15 protein-coding genes and 1 riboswitch are annotated in these 13,366 nt (G+C 42.9%); all 15 genes read left to right on the top strand.

The features are described 5' to 3' along the window. The first annotated feature begins 236 nt into the window (after positions 1-236). The 15 genes from DXA18_RS09700 to DXA18_RS16125 all read left to right on the top strand — a co-directional run bounded on the left by DXA18_RS09700 (position 237) and on the right by DXA18_RS16125 (position 13,136). Positions 237-632, top strand: a complete 396-nt coding sequence (locus DXA18_RS09700) for a DUF6591 domain-containing protein (protein ID WP_118383773.1) — start codon at positions 237-239, stop codon at positions 630-632. A gap of 237 nt (positions 633-869) precedes the next feature. Continuing rightward, positions 870-2,354 carry an AAA family ATPase gene (locus DXA18_RS09695; RefSeq protein ID WP_118383772.1) on the top strand — a complete coding sequence of 495 codons (1,485 nt, stop codon included), beginning with the start codon at positions 870-872 and terminating at the stop codon, positions 2,352-2,354. A 152-nt stretch (positions 2,355-2,506) separates the two neighbouring features. Then, positions 2,507-3,274: a hypothetical protein gene (locus tag DXA18_RS09690; protein ID WP_118383771.1), complete on the top strand. Its 768-nt coding sequence runs from the start codon at positions 2,507-2,509 to the stop codon at positions 3,272-3,274. A 23-nt stretch (positions 3,275-3,297) separates the two neighbouring features. Continuing rightward, on the top strand, positions 3,298-4,017 hold the full coding sequence (locus tag DXA18_RS09685; protein ID WP_118383770.1) for an ABC transporter ATP-binding protein: 720 nt from the start codon (positions 3,298-3,300) through the stop codon (positions 4,015-4,017). After that, complete coding sequence (locus tag DXA18_RS09680; protein ID WP_118383769.1) at positions 4,017-6,395, top strand: ABC transporter permease; 2,379 nt, start codon at positions 4,017-4,019, stop codon at positions 6,393-6,395. Before DXA18_RS09685 ends, DXA18_RS09680 begins: the two co-directional genes overlap by 1 nt. 98 nt (positions 6,396-6,493) lie before the next feature. Further along, positions 6,494-6,585, top strand: a riboswitch (NiCo riboswitch). 107 nt (positions 6,586-6,692) lie between these two features. Next, positions 6,693-7,571 (top strand): cation diffusion facilitator family transporter, encoded by an 879-nt coding sequence (locus DXA18_RS09675; protein ID WP_118383768.1) that lies wholly within the window; start codon positions 6,693-6,695, stop codon positions 7,569-7,571. Positions 7,572-7,792: 221 nt separating this feature from the next. Further along, the gene (locus tag DXA18_RS09670) at positions 7,793-8,086 is read left to right on the top strand and encodes a hypothetical protein (RefSeq protein WP_118383767.1); all 294 of its coding nucleotides are present in this window, start codon (positions 7,793-7,795) and stop codon (positions 8,084-8,086) included. Between the two features lie 3 nt (positions 8,087-8,089). Next, positions 8,090-8,677 carry a 2'-5' RNA ligase family protein gene (locus DXA18_RS09665; protein WP_118383766.1) on the top strand — a complete coding sequence of 196 codons (588 nt, stop codon included), beginning with the start codon at positions 8,090-8,092 and terminating at the stop codon, positions 8,675-8,677. Next, complete coding sequence (locus tag DXA18_RS09660; RefSeq protein ID WP_243007085.1) at positions 8,668-9,006, top strand: DUF3592 domain-containing protein; 339 nt, start codon at positions 8,668-8,670, stop codon at positions 9,004-9,006. The genes DXA18_RS09665 and DXA18_RS09660 overlap by 10 nt, the downstream gene beginning before the upstream one ends. Positions 9,007-9,220: 214 nt before the next feature. Then, a complete protein-coding gene (locus DXA18_RS17615) occupies positions 9,221-9,388 on the top strand; it encodes a hypothetical protein (RefSeq protein ID WP_243007086.1) in 168 nt (55 codons plus the stop codon). Between the two features lie 38 nt (positions 9,389-9,426). Continuing rightward, positions 9,427-10,074: a TetR/AcrR family transcriptional regulator gene (locus DXA18_RS09650; protein ID WP_118383765.1), complete on the top strand. Its 648-nt coding sequence runs from the start codon at positions 9,427-9,429 to the stop codon at positions 10,072-10,074. A gap of 92 nt (positions 10,075-10,166) precedes the next feature. Continuing rightward, entirely contained in the window at positions 10,167-10,955 is a 789-nt protein-coding gene (locus tag DXA18_RS09645; protein ID WP_118383764.1) for a class I SAM-dependent methyltransferase, read from the top strand. A gap of 114 nt (positions 10,956-11,069) precedes the next feature. Next, the gene (locus DXA18_RS09640) at positions 11,070-12,131 is read left to right on the top strand and encodes a helix-turn-helix domain-containing protein (protein ID WP_118383763.1); all 1,062 of its coding nucleotides are present in this window, start codon (positions 11,070-11,072) and stop codon (positions 12,129-12,131) included. An 82-nt stretch (positions 12,132-12,213) separates the two neighbouring features. After that, complete coding sequence (locus DXA18_RS16130) at positions 12,214-12,753, top strand: MATE family efflux transporter (RefSeq protein ID WP_243007084.1); 540 nt, start codon at positions 12,214-12,216, stop codon at positions 12,751-12,753. Next, positions 12,690-13,136 (top strand): MATE family efflux transporter, encoded by a 447-nt coding sequence (locus DXA18_RS16125; RefSeq protein ID WP_243007083.1) that lies wholly within the window; start codon positions 12,690-12,692, stop codon positions 13,134-13,136. The genes DXA18_RS16130 and DXA18_RS16125 overlap by 64 nt, the downstream gene beginning before the upstream one ends. Positions 13,137-13,366 lie beyond the last annotated feature (230 nt).

Below are 13,366 nucleotides of genomic sequence, written 5' to 3'. Positions count from 1 at the left end.
ATGAGGTGCGGTTGGGGACCTTATTTTCGTAGGACCTTTGAGGTCCAAGCCGGTAATAGTCCCTTACAGGGACAGAGCAAACCACCAGCTAAGCTGGTGGTGCTGATTGTTAAAAAATACCCAAACTGATATAAAAATGAAAATTTTTCTGTTTCCTTTGCTAATTGTTGTTGAATGTAGGATGTTATATAATGCAAACATCGATAGGAAAAGAGTTCTAATGGAGGAATGGAAATATGAAAAAGAAATTATTAGTAACATTAGCAGTGGTTTTGGTACTTGGTGGATTTGCAGTTGGACAGGGAAGAGCAGAGGAGACAAATAATCTCACGGCAGATCCCTCCGGATATACGGAAATGAGCTGGCCGGATACAGACATGGCACATTCAGTTCCAACACCGGTATCATCTACAGGAAGCATGTATGCAACTGAAAAAACAGTTGTTGCAGATGTTGCTAACACATCAGAAGATTCTTACAACGCATATGTAGAGAAATGCAAAAATGCTGGATATGATAACAATGCTGTAACAGAGGATGGAATGTATGCAGCAGATAACGGAGTATATACATTAGTGTTATCTATGGCTGATGATAATGTAATGAACATTTCAATGAATGTAGTTGAATAAACAGAGTATAGATAAATATTAGGAAAGCCTGGGTCATAACAATGATCTGGGCTTTTTTGATATCAGACTATAAGCTACAATGCAGAGATTGATAAAAAATAATATAAAAATAGAGACGAATTAGAAGTGAAATATATAGCCTGTTACGAAGGAATGATGTATAATAACTGAGAATGTTTTTTGAAATGTATGATTGAACAATGCTTTAAATAAATATATTGCATAAGGAGTAGAAGAATGCCAGTATTTGATTTTAATAATACACCGGATACAAAAGAACCGGTGAAGTGTACCTATACAACATTTGCATCAGATGCGGATCATGCATCAGCGGAGCAGCCGATTCTGATTCTGGATAACAGCAAGAAGGAATGGAAGCATCATTCCTGCGGTGTGTTTGCTAATCAGAATAAGCAGACTGCATTTGAATTTGATGAGGAAGGCGGAAAAGTAAGTGCAGATATTCTCCGCGTGGATTCACGGTTTGTGAGTTTGTTGAAATGGCTGGGTGAGAATCGGATCAATGTACGTCTGTCCGGAGTAAATAATTCAGAAGGTTACTGTGTATACCGCATTCGCGAGATTGCGTTTGGCGGCGGTACAAAGCTTTCAGCAGAAGACGGATTCCTGCAGTTTATGATTGAAAGATTATTTGCAAGTGATGCGCCGGAAGAAGAGATAGATGATGAAGATCAGGAAGAGTCTGGTGACGATATGAAACTTACCAGTATTCAGAGTATCACAGATTTCCTGAACTGTGCGGGACGGACATTACCGGATAATATCCGACTCTGGGCGAGAAGAAACCTTGCGGTAGCACGTTCGCATGAAGTGTCTCCGGAGGAACGCCGCCATGCGCAGAGAGCACTGTCTATGATGTTAAACATCCAGTGGAAAAAAGATTATTTTGAAGCAATCGATCCAGCAGAAGCAAGACGTATTCTGGATGAAGAATTATATGGCATGGAGCGTGTAAAGCAGAGAATCATTGAGACGATCATTCAGATTAACCGTACTCATACATTGCCTGCATATGGACTGTTGTTGATCGGTCCGGCAGGTACAGGTAAGTCACAGATTGCATATGCGGTGGCTCGTATTTTGAAGCTTCCTTGGAGTACGTTGGATATGAGTTCGATCAATGACCCGGAACAGCTTACCGGAAGTTCCAGAATCTATTCTAATGCAAAGCCAGGTATTATCATGGAAGCCTTTGGCATGGCAGAGTCTTCTAATCTGGTATTTATTATTAATGAGTTGGATAAAGCAGCATCAGGAAAAGGGAATGGTAACCCGGCAGATGTACTGCTGACACTCCTTGATAATCTTGGATTTACAGATAACTATATGGAATGTATGATTCCTACATCTGGTGTATATCCGATTGCAACAGCCAATGACAGAGATCAGATCAGTGCACCGTTGATGTCACGTTTTGCAGTCATTGATATTCCGGATTATACGGCTGAAGAAAAGAAAGTAATCTTTTCCAAATTTGCATTGCCTAAGATTCTGAAGAGAATCGGTCTGTCTGCGGATGAATGCATTATGACGGATGAAGCCTTGGATACAGTTATTGAACTGTATTCTAATACCAGCGGTATCCGTGATCTGGAACAGGCTGCAGAGCATCTTGCAGCACATGCGTTGTATAAGATAGAAGTAGAGCATGTAAAAGAAGTGGTATACGATGCGGAAAGCGTAAGAGAATTACTGAGTTAGAGTGTCATACAAAATGAGGATTGTTATGCCATGCATTTCTTGACACGTAAGAGATGCATGGTATAATTTTGAATATAAGTTAGCGTAAACTAACGAACGTAAGCTATGACGAATATAACGTTGGCAGCGAGGCAGTGAAAGAAGGTTTGATTATGCTTTTTAAGACGATAGGAAATAAGTCCAATCCGGCAATATTATTTTTCCATGCAATGGGTGTGACGGGTGCAAGCAGTATACCTGTGGCGGAATATCTACAGGAAACATATTATTGTATTATGCCGACATCGACGGTGTATTGTGAAGGACAGAGATACGAAAGTAAGACAGAAGAGATAAAGCAGATCAGGAAGTTTCTTGAAGGACAGCAGATTGACCGATTGGCACTCGTGGTGGCGTCTTCTATCGGGGCAGATCTTGCAATGACATTCCTGACAAAATCAGGAGTTGAAGTAGAGCATGCGTTTTTTGACGGCGGACAATTTGCACAGATTGCTAAAATGACGCGCCGGATCATGGCTCCGTTTTTATATCTGGCGATTAAGAGTCTGTACTGGTCAAACGGAAAAACGCTGAAAAAGATTCTGTGGTGCGATGATGAAGCGATTAAACCTTATTTTATCGCGGCGGGAAAAGCACTGACCTATGGTAATATACGGAGACAGCTTGCAGACAGTCTGGAAGATAAACCATTTCCGGCACTGTCAGAGGAGTTACAGAGGCAGACTGTGTTTGAATTTGGAAGTATAGAAGATCATTTGAAATACCGTGAAGCGGTCATGCGGGTGTATCCGTATGGTCAGTATCCGGTATTTGAAGGATGTAATCATATGCAATATCAGATCCGTGATCCGAAAGGATTTGCTAAGATGTTGGATACGTTGATAGAAAAAGGTGTGCCTGTACAGATAAAAGAGAGATAAAACAGACACCGGGAGGACGGTATATGAGCAGTAAAGAGGGACAGACAGTCATTGAATTTCGGGATGTAGTACGTACTTATGGTGAGGAGGAAGCCTTACAGTATGCGGTCAACCATATTAATTTTACGATTGATAAGGGTGAATTTGTGGTAATCCTTGGACAGTCGGGCGCGGGCAAGTCTACTGTGCTGAATATGCTTGGCGGCATGGATCAGCCTACGGAAGGCGAAGTGATCATTGATGGGGCGACGATATCCAATATGAAGGATAAACAGTTATCCGATTACCGGGCAGAGAAGATTGGATTTATTTTTCAGTTTTATAACCTGATCCCGACACTGACGGCATATGAAAATGTGGCATTGACGAAGAGTATTGTCAAGAATGCGGCGAGTGCGGATGAGATGCTGGCAGCAGTAGGTCTTGCGGATCACAAGGATAAATTTCCATCGCAGTTATCGGGAGGTGAACAGCAGAGAGTGTCTATCGCCAGAGCATTAGCCAAGAAACCGCAGATCATCCTTGGTGATGAGCCAACCGGCGCACTGGATTCCGAGACGGGTGTGATTGTGCTCGAGCTTCTTCAGAAGCTTGGAAAAGAGCATGGTAATACGGTAGTCATTGTTACCCATAATGCGGATATTGCCAAGTGTGCGGATAAGGTGATTCGTATGAAAAATGGTAAGATATCCGAGATCGTTATCAATGAGAATCCGCTTCCGGTAAGGGAGGTGGAGTGGTAATGCTGTTTCGCAAAATGCTGCGTGATTTTAGGAAGAATTTTGGAGCATTTATCTCAGTATTTCTGTTATCGGCACTGGCAATGACATTATTTTGCACATTTGAAGGACATGTATTATCGCAGAATGTTGCCAGAGAGGCATATCATAAGGAGTGCAATCTGTCCGATGTATGGGTATATGGAGAAGGATTTTCAGAAGAACAGTTAGAGAAAGTACGGGATCTTGATTTCGTCCAGTCGGTTCAGCTTCGGACTGCTATTACAGGCACGGCTCCAGACTGCGGTGGGGCACAGGTGGATATCTTCCTGGAAAATGAAAATACGGTCAATACACCATATTATATTTCAGGTGAGAAGTTTGATCCTTCGGATAAAGATGGTGTCTGGATTGCCAATGCATTTGCCGAGAGGCGGAATCTTCATGTGGGTGATCGATTTACCATGGAGTATGACGGAGTAACATTTACTAAGACGATAAAAGGACTGACTGAGAGCGCGGAATACGAATATCGTCAGGCAGACGGAGATGCAGATACTTATCTGGAAAATATCGCAATCGTGTATATGTCTATGGATGGATTTCCGGCAGAGGAGTATGTACAGCATCTCTTTACACAGGGAAAGATTAGTATTGTGGATGTGATCGCAGGACTGGCATCTTCGGATCAGTCTGATTCCATGCCGTATACGCAGATGATCATCCGTACCAAAGATAATGGAGCACTGGAGCATGAGGATGAAATCGCTGAGGCATTGGATCATGATTATTCGGCAATGATCGATCGTAAATCGGTGCCTGGACTTGCAAGACTTGACAGTGAGCTTGACCAGCATCAGTCATTTTCTTATGTGTTTGTTGTGATATTTGTGGGTATTGCGGTGTTGGTAATTGCAACTACAATGAACCGTATGGTGGCAAAACAGCGGACACAGATCGGTACATTGAATGCGCTGGGTATGAAGAAATGGAAGGTACTGCTTCATTATGTAAGCTTCAGCCTTGTAGTATCGGTGCTTGGTGTGAGCGCTGGCCTGTTGCTTGGGATTTTATGGGGATGCCCGACAATCATGAGTATGTTTGGAACGTGGTACATTGTACCGGATCTGCATTCCGTTTTCCATCCGATGTATCTGGTGATTTCTCTGGTAGTCGTGTTGGTATGTGTATTATCAGCATATCTGAGCTGCAGAAAGATTCTGCGGATACGCCCGGCGGAAGCACTTCGCCCGGCGCCGCCGAGACAGGGCAAAAGGTGTTTGTTTGAAAAGTTGCCATTCTGGAAGAAACTGTCATTTAACAGCCAGTATAATCTGCGCGACATATCGCGGGCGAAGTTAAGAGCATTTATGTGTATTGTCGGAACGGCAGTCGGAATGCTTATGATGATGTACGGAACCGGATGCGGCTCATTAGTTAGCACGATGGTGGATCTGAATTTTGAGCGGACAGCAGTAGCAAAATATCAGACAAAACTATCGTCAGATGCTAAACTATCAGATGTGGATGCACTGGCAGACAGTGTGGACGGAGAACTGGTGATGCAGGATGCAGTGGAAATCTCAAAGGTGAAAAATGCATCCTCAAAAGAGAAGAAGAAAGAGACCATTACGGTTCTGGAAGGAGAACATCTCTATAATATTCTGGATCTGAATAATAAAGTAACAGATCTTGTGCCGGGTACGGTTGGCTTAAGCCGGAAACTGGCAGAAGATATGGATATTAAGGTTGGAGATACTATATACTGGCATTTGTATTCAAAGAATACCTGGTATAAAGCAAAAGTCGGCATGATCTATCGGTGTTCGGATACACAGGGAATTGCGATGCTCAGAGAAGATTATGAAGAGACAGGCGCAGAATATACACCGACCCTGCTGATGAGTAATCAGAAACCAGAGAATACGAAAGATAAAGACTATATTATCAGCGTATCCAGTAAACCGGATATGGAAAAGGCATATGAGAACAGTATGTCAATGGTTAATCTTATGGTATATATGATGATCGGATTTTCTTCCATTATGATCATCGTTGTATTATACAATTCTGGTTCGTTGTCGTTTAATGAACGAATCAAGGAACTGGCAACACTGAAGGTTATGGGCTTCCGTTCCGGTAGGATCCGCCAGCTTCTCAGCGTGCAGAATCTGTGGTTGTCACTGGTCGGAATTGTGATCGGTATCCCGCTTGGCAATGTGTCATTGAATGCGATGATGAACAGTAATGGCGAGAATTTTGACTATATGCTGAAATTACCGATGATCGACTACGTGCTGTCCGGAATACTCGTTATGGCGGTATCTATGCTGGTAAGTTTCATGTTCTCCAAACGTATCCGTAAACTGGATATGGTGGAGGTACTGAAAGGGTGCGAATAAGTGAAAATTCAGATAATTGAAAAAATCGAAAAATGTCTTGCATTTTTCATGACTTCTGTGTATTATATTATAAACTCTTTGCACTGCATATATTAACTACAGTACAAACTGAACAGGCCGGGGAAACCTGGGGCCGGGTCACAGAAGTGACAGTGGAGAATAAGACGATATGTACATCCACGGGACAGTAGATTTACTGAAACGTGGGTGTATTTTTATGCCCATGTACATAACAGCAGACAGAATGTCTGATTATGAAAGAGCAGGAGTGCTTGTCAATGAATGGAGGTTATGGACATGGAAAATGAATTTGAAAAGACAGCAATTAGAGTCTCGTTAGTGAGTGTAGTATGGAATCTGATCTTATCAGTATTTAAGCTGATTGCAGGTTTTGTAGCACATTCAGGAGCAATGATCAGTGATGCGGTACATTCTGCATCAGATGTATTCAGCAGTATCATCGTGATGATCGGCGTGCGGATTTCCGGAAAGGCATCAGATAAGGATCATCCGTATGGACACGAGAGAATGGAATGTGTGGCAGCCATTGTACTGGCTACGGTACTTGCAGGGACAGGTGTTGGTATTGGCTATGCCGCAGTCAAGACATTACTTGACGGTGAATATGCATCTGAGATACCGGGAATGCTGGCACTGATCGCAGCAGTCGTATCAATCTTGGTAAAAGAAGCAATGTTCTGGTATACCAGATATTATGCAAAGAAGATTGATTCCAGTGCAGTGATGGCAGATGCATGGCACCATCGTTCTGATGCATTATCATCGGTAGGCGCACTGATCGGTATCGGTGGCGCGAGACTTGGCTTCCCAATCATGGAGCCAATCGCAAGTATAGTGATCTGTGTATTTATTGAGAAAGCAGCATTTGATATTTTCAAAGATGCTATTGATAAGATGGTAGATAAGGCATGTGATGAGCAGACCGAGAAAGCTTTGAGAAACTGCGCATTGAATACCAAAGGCGTAGAGCAGGTGGATCTTTTGAAGACCCGTATTTTTGGCAACAAGGTTTATGTGGAGATGGAAATCGGGGCAGACGAGAATCTGTCGTTAAAAGACAGCCATGCGATCGCAGAGAACGTACATGATGCGATCGAACAGGGCTGGCCGAAGATCAAACATATCCTGATTCATGTGAATCCGGTAAGAATGTAATGATGCCAGGGTCCCAACATCATGTAATTAGATAGAGAAATGTTATAGAAAAGTATTCAGGCGTTCCGTATGACGGAGCGCCTTTTAGGTTATTCTTCCTTCAAGATAATTAATACACTCCATTGATTATTTAAATGCTATTATAGCATTGAATCACAGAGCTGGTTATACTAAAATAGTAATGAAATTTTAAATGAATGAATTACAGGAGGACAGAATAGATGGAAAATGTACATAGCATTGACGTAGAGGATGATCAGTTTGCATATCGTTATGACACGCAGTTATTAATCGACCGCAGGGACGATGATCTGGATGAGGATGAGATTTCCGATTACATCTCAGAGCATCTTGAAGGAAACTGTCTGATCGCAGTAGGTGACGAAGACCTGATCAAGATTCATTTTCATACCAATGAGCCGTGGAAAGTGCTCGAATACTGCAACAGTATCGGCGAGATATATGATATCGTAGTGGAAGATATGATCCGTCAGTCAGCAGGTTTGAAAGGCTAACCTATGTATTTGATATCTTTATACTTTGATGATGTGATAAATGAAAGAATCCAGTCGTATATGAATCAGATCGCAAAACGCACGGGGAATGAAGTGATGCTTGCAGATAAGGTTCCGCCACATATTACGTTGTCAGCATTTGAGACAACGCAGGAGTCAGAAGCAGTGGCAGTGTTTGAAGATCTGGCAAAGGAATTTATCTGCGGTGAGATCATGTGGTGTTCGGTAGGGATATTTTTTCCACACACGATCTATCTGCTGCCGGTTATGAATCACTATCTGTTTCAAATGTCAGAACAGGCATATCAGTATATAAGCCAGATTCGTCAGGTGAAGATTCATCAGCGGTATCAGCCATTTTCCTGGATACCGCACAGTACGATTGGAAAGCAGCTGTCGCAGACAGAATTAAAAGAGGCATTTGTAGTGATGCAGGAGCAGTTTGGCATGTTCCGTGGAACTGCGGTCGGCATCGGTCTTGCAAAGACGAATCCGTATATGGATATCTGTCGGGTGTGGTATGACCCTATGACAGGAAAATGCATACAAAACGATAAGAAGGCAATGCAGGAGAGTAAGCAATGGAAATAGGATTAGTATTGACATTATGCGGCCTTGGAATTGCATTTTGGATTCCAGCCTTTATACTGGGCATGATTTCAGGTAATAAAATGCGCAAATGCACAGCTGATGCAACAGCCACAGTAGTACGCATCAATGTGAGGAATTCCGGTGATAATGGTTTGTCGTATCATCCGATATATGAATATTATGCTGGAGGGAGTTATTATACATCAGAAGGCGTTTATATAAGAAGACGTGTGCCGCCAGTTGGTGCAAAAATCCAGATTAAGTATAATCCGGACAAACCAAAGCAGTCTTATATACCGGGATATGAGAATAATTATATAAGATATTGACGATTGCATTTGGAATTGTCGGAGCGATACCGATACTTGTATGCATCGGAATCTTATTATTTGTGTAGACAAGAATTTTAATAGTTATTGATAGTGACAGGAGAAAATAGCATAATCAGACATATATTATTTTGGAATTATACGGAAAAGGTAAAGGCAGAGCATAAAGAAGACGAGATGCTTCCGTTTCTTCAACAGTCTGTAGATACGATGAATGGTAAGATCAATGGACTTCACCAGAGCTGCGATATTTAAGGATGGAAAAATTCTGCTCGTACATGAGAATAACGGTACCTGGGCATTACCGGGAGGCTGGTTGAATATCGATTACTGGGAACAGGTACTTGGAACATACAAAGTGATTTTTGAGAGACACGTATAAAGGCAGAACGAATTCATAACATGGTATAGGAAGCTGGATTGACAAGTGAGTTAGTCTATGCTAACATAACAAGTATGATGGAAGATGAGCGCAGAAAACAAACGGAACAAAAATTAATAGAGTCTGGCAAAGCAGAATTTCTAAAAAAAGGCTATGCGAAAGCTAATCTACGGGATCTTTGTAAAACAGCCGGGGTCACGACCGGAGCATTTTATTTCTCATTTGCGAATAAAGAAGCATTGCTGGCTGCAATCCTTGATCCCGTGATCGCGGATTATGAGCGGATGTGCAGTATGTTTGCACAGAGAGAAGAGGAAGATCCGGGGACGGCGGATGATAATGAACGGCAGATGATGGAATATCTGTCGGCACATCGAACCGAGGCAGTCATCCTCATGGATCAGTGTGCCGGAAGCCGGTATGAGATGTTCAGAGCACAGATTAAATTACAGATGCAGGCAGCATTTACCAGTTATTTTACGAAATTTATGGGTAGAAAGCCTGACGCAGAGCTTATCAGAATCTTAGTGTCTATGAGACTTCAGGGATATATGGAGTTGATAAAAGGAGATTACACGGTGGATGAAAGAGTACGGATGTCGCGGGAAATCGGCATTCATGCCGATGCCGGGACAGCGGCATTAATTAAATATCTGAATCAGGAACATGAAGCCTGTCGCAAATAATGCGGCGGGCTTTTCTATTGCCAAACATAACATTTTGCGGATTTGTTATGTGCTCGAAATGAGTAAAAATATATTTCTAAGGAGGAACTAACATGAGAGAAAAGACAAATTACGGGAACTGGGTGCCGGAGAAAGCATTGTATATGCTGTTTGGTGGCGCAGCGATCTTACTTGTAGCGGCAATTGTATCAGGAGTAATGGGAGTGGTGCCGGTTATTACATGGATAGCAGGCGTGGTCGGTGTGCTGATGCTTGTGATGGCTGTGTATATGCTGATCTGCCATGAGGAATTTGCATTTGGAAAAGGAAATATGATGGCTGGCGTACATCAGCATCTGGTTGACCATCTTGACTGGGACGGCAAAGGCGAGCTGCTTGATATCGGATGCGGAGCGGCAGCACTGACAGTCCGCTGTGCGAAGGCTTTTCTGGAGGCAGAGATTACCGCGATGGACTACTGGGGAGCCGAGTGGAATTATGCCAAAGAGCAGTGTGAGAACAATGCGCGTCTGGAAGGTGTTGCGAACAGGATAACATTTCAGAAGGGTGATGCTGCAAAGATGGAATTTGAGACGGAAACATTTGATGCAGCGGTCAGCAATTTTGTATTTCATGAAGTGCGCACTGCAAAGGATAAGAGGGATGTGGTAAAAGAAGCACTTCGGGTGGTAAAGAAAGGTGGCGTATTTTCTTTTCAGGATATGTTCTCTCAGAAGGCATTATATGGAGATATGGATGAATTTGTCAGAGAACTGAAAGCAGATGGTATTTCAGAGGTTCACTATATCGGTAATCTGGAAAAGAAGCTGGATTTTATTCCTGGATATGTGAAGACTCCGTGGATGATAAGCGGTATGGGCATTCTGTATGGCAGGAAATAGGAGGTAAATGATTCGTAGATTGACAAAACAGCCTGTCTGCTTTTATGCTAAAGCTGTAAAAACGTTTCGCAGATAGAAAAGCGGAGCGGGAACAGCAGGAGGAAATGACAAGACGTGGAGGCGAAACAGTTCGGGCAGTTTATTGCCGGGATACGAAAAGAGAAAAAGATGACGCAGGCAGAACTTGCAGAAAAAATCAACGTGACAGATAAGGCGGTCAGCCGGTGGGAGCGGGGGCTTGGGTTTCCGGATATTCAGACACTGGAGCCACTGGCGCAGGCACTTGGAATCTCTGTGCTGGAATTGATGCGTTCTAAAAAGAAGGAATCCACAGGAGATGTGGATATAACGGAAACCCAATATACCCGGCAGGAGGTGGCTGAGATGCTTCAAAATGCAGATGATATTTCGAAACAACAGAAAAAACAGGATAAGAATGCCAATATCATTGCCGGAATCCTGGTGATCGGTGTGGCGGCAGCGGCGTGGGCTGCGAAGATTGCCAATGTCGGAGGCGGACTTGTGCTTGGCGGACTGGCAGCAACTGTGTTTGTATCTTTGTGGTATTTTTTCCAGAATATAGATGATGAAGAAAGCCGCAGGATATATGGCGTGGCATCAGCATTATCTATTGGAATTGTAGCAGCGCTGGTCAATTATGTCTGGGGAGACCGGATTGCAGAATGGATTCCGGGCGGTGTGGAACGAAAGGAACAGATTTTCTGGACACTCTGGTATCTGTTTGTGATTGCAATGCTTATGCTTGGGACGATCAGAGGTGTCCGTCAGCAGAGACAGAAAAAAGTAAAGAAGTATAAAACGCTTCTCTTTACAGGAATTATGGCAGTATTTATGTTTGTCACGCTCTGGCAGTATCAGAATACGATGCAGAGACAGAGACGGAATATAGGAATCTGGAGTGGAGCACAACAGTATGCCGAGACATTGCTCAAAAAAGACAAACATCTTGAAAATGACTGGTTAATTGGTGATGAGTCATGGCAGGACGGAAAAAATACTTATCAGATCCGTCTTACCTACTATGCTGATGCCGATGCCGAAAAAGAAGGAAAAGAGAGTGAATATCAGTACACGATTCATTTTGATGAAACAGAGGGATATCTGATTAAATCGGAGGGTGTACCGGAGAAAGAAAAGGATCTCACAGGGGAATAATCTATTTGACACAGAGCCCTCTTTCGTGTATAAAAGTGTGTGGATTATTATGACAACATGCGTTACACGAAGGAGGTTTTTTATGGCTGGAAGAAAAGAGATGGATCTGACAACAGGCAGACCGTTTGGTTCATTGCTCAGATTTGCGGTCCCTGTAATACTTGGCAATTTGTTTCAGCTTTTTTATACAATGGCGGATTCTGTAATCGTAGGGAAGACACTAGGAGCAGATTCTCTTGCGGCGGTAGGGTCAACCAGCATTATTATTTATTTTGTGCTCTGTTTTATCAATGGATTTACCGGTGGATTTGGTATCTGTCTGGGACAGCGCTGCGGTGCAAGAGACGAGCGCGGAATGCGAAAGAGTATCGCAGTTTCAATGATTCTCGGTGTTATATTTGCGGTAGTGTTGACCACATTGTGCTGTGTGCTTTCCCATCAGATCATTCGCTGGATGAAGATTCCGGCGGATATTGCAGTGGAGGCATATGCATATATGTATGTCGTGCTTCTCGGTACAGGTGCGACCGGTATTTTACAATATGATCTTCTAATTATGTGGCACAGAACTTTGGTGCAGGCAAGAGGGAACGGATTTGTCAGGGTGTTCGTGCCAGCCTGATCCAGACAGAGACGTTCAATGTGTTGATGTGTGCGGGCATTATATTACTGAGGCATCCGATTGTAGAACTTTTCATGTCCAATCCGACAAAGGAGATCTATCATTATTCGGATGCATATCTGACGATCGTGGCACCGTTTTATGTGATACTGGGACTGCTTGCTGTGTATCGTACTACTATTCAGAGTATGCAGAATGGCTGGGCACCATTTGCAGCGTGTATGATTGAGCTGGTAATGAGGATATCAGCAACAGTTGGACTTGTTGGAATGCTTGGCTATACATCAGTATGCATTGCAAGTCCTATGGCGTGGTTTGGAGCATGTGCATTACTGATTCCATGCTATTACCGGATGATGAAAGCATGGAAAAAAGATAAATAGAATATGCTAAATTGAGAAAAACAGTCCATTATACTGCGAAAATGATAGTCGTTTTCACTTGAAAAAATCAAAATGATGCGATACACTATATGAGAAGTTAGAGAAAACTAACTCGCGTGAATAAATCATTTTGAAACTCCCTTTTCAATGTATGACTGGAGTGCTTACAGCCAGAAACTGCGGTCTGATGTGCTGACAGACCGCGGTAAATGGGAGCGGGAAGGAGCTAA

Origin of the sequence: Dorea sp. AM58-8 (assembly GCF_003464045.1) — a bacterium.
Lineage (GTDB): Bacteria > Bacillota > Clostridia > Lachnospirales > Lachnospiraceae > Claveliimonas > Claveliimonas ammoniilytica.
This window is presented reverse-complemented; position numbering and strand designations above follow the sequence as displayed.

Excerpts from the sequence above, each read along its gene's own strand:
- DXA18_RS09700 (WP_118383773.1), top strand. The coding sequence starts at position 237 with ATGAAAAAGAAATTATTAGTAACATTAGCAGTGGTTTTGGTACTTGGT.
- DXA18_RS09695 (WP_118383772.1), top strand. The coding sequence starts at position 870 with ATGCCAGTATTTGATTTTAATAATACACCGGATACAAAAGAACCGGTG.
- DXA18_RS09690 (WP_118383771.1), top strand. The coding sequence starts at position 2,507 with ATGCTTTTTAAGACGATAGGAAATAAGTCCAATCCGGCAATATTATTT.
- DXA18_RS09685 (WP_118383770.1), top strand. The coding sequence starts at position 3,298 with ATGAGCAGTAAAGAGGGACAGACAGTCATTGAATTTCGGGATGTAGTA.
- DXA18_RS09680 (WP_118383769.1), top strand. The coding sequence starts at position 4,017 with ATGCTGTTTCGCAAAATGCTGCGTGATTTTAGGAAGAATTTTGGAGCA.
- DXA18_RS09675 (WP_118383768.1), top strand. The coding sequence starts at position 6,693 with ATGGAAAATGAATTTGAAAAGACAGCAATTAGAGTCTCGTTAGTGAGT.
- DXA18_RS09670 (WP_118383767.1), top strand. The coding sequence starts at position 7,793 with ATGGAAAATGTACATAGCATTGACGTAGAGGATGATCAGTTTGCATAT.
- DXA18_RS09665 (WP_118383766.1), top strand. The coding sequence starts at position 8,090 with ATGTATTTGATATCTTTATACTTTGATGATGTGATAAATGAAAGAATC.
- DXA18_RS09660 (WP_243007085.1), top strand. The coding sequence starts at position 8,668 with ATGGAAATAGGATTAGTATTGACATTATGCGGCCTTGGAATTGCATTT.
- DXA18_RS17615 (WP_243007086.1), top strand. The coding sequence starts at position 9,221 with ATGGTAAGATCAATGGACTTCACCAGAGCTGCGATATTTAAGGATGGA.
- DXA18_RS09645 (WP_118383764.1), top strand. The coding sequence starts at position 10,167 with ATGAGAGAAAAGACAAATTACGGGAACTGGGTGCCGGAGAAAGCATTG.
- DXA18_RS16130 (WP_243007084.1), top strand. The coding sequence starts at position 12,214 with ATGGCTGGAAGAAAAGAGATGGATCTGACAACAGGCAGACCGTTTGGT.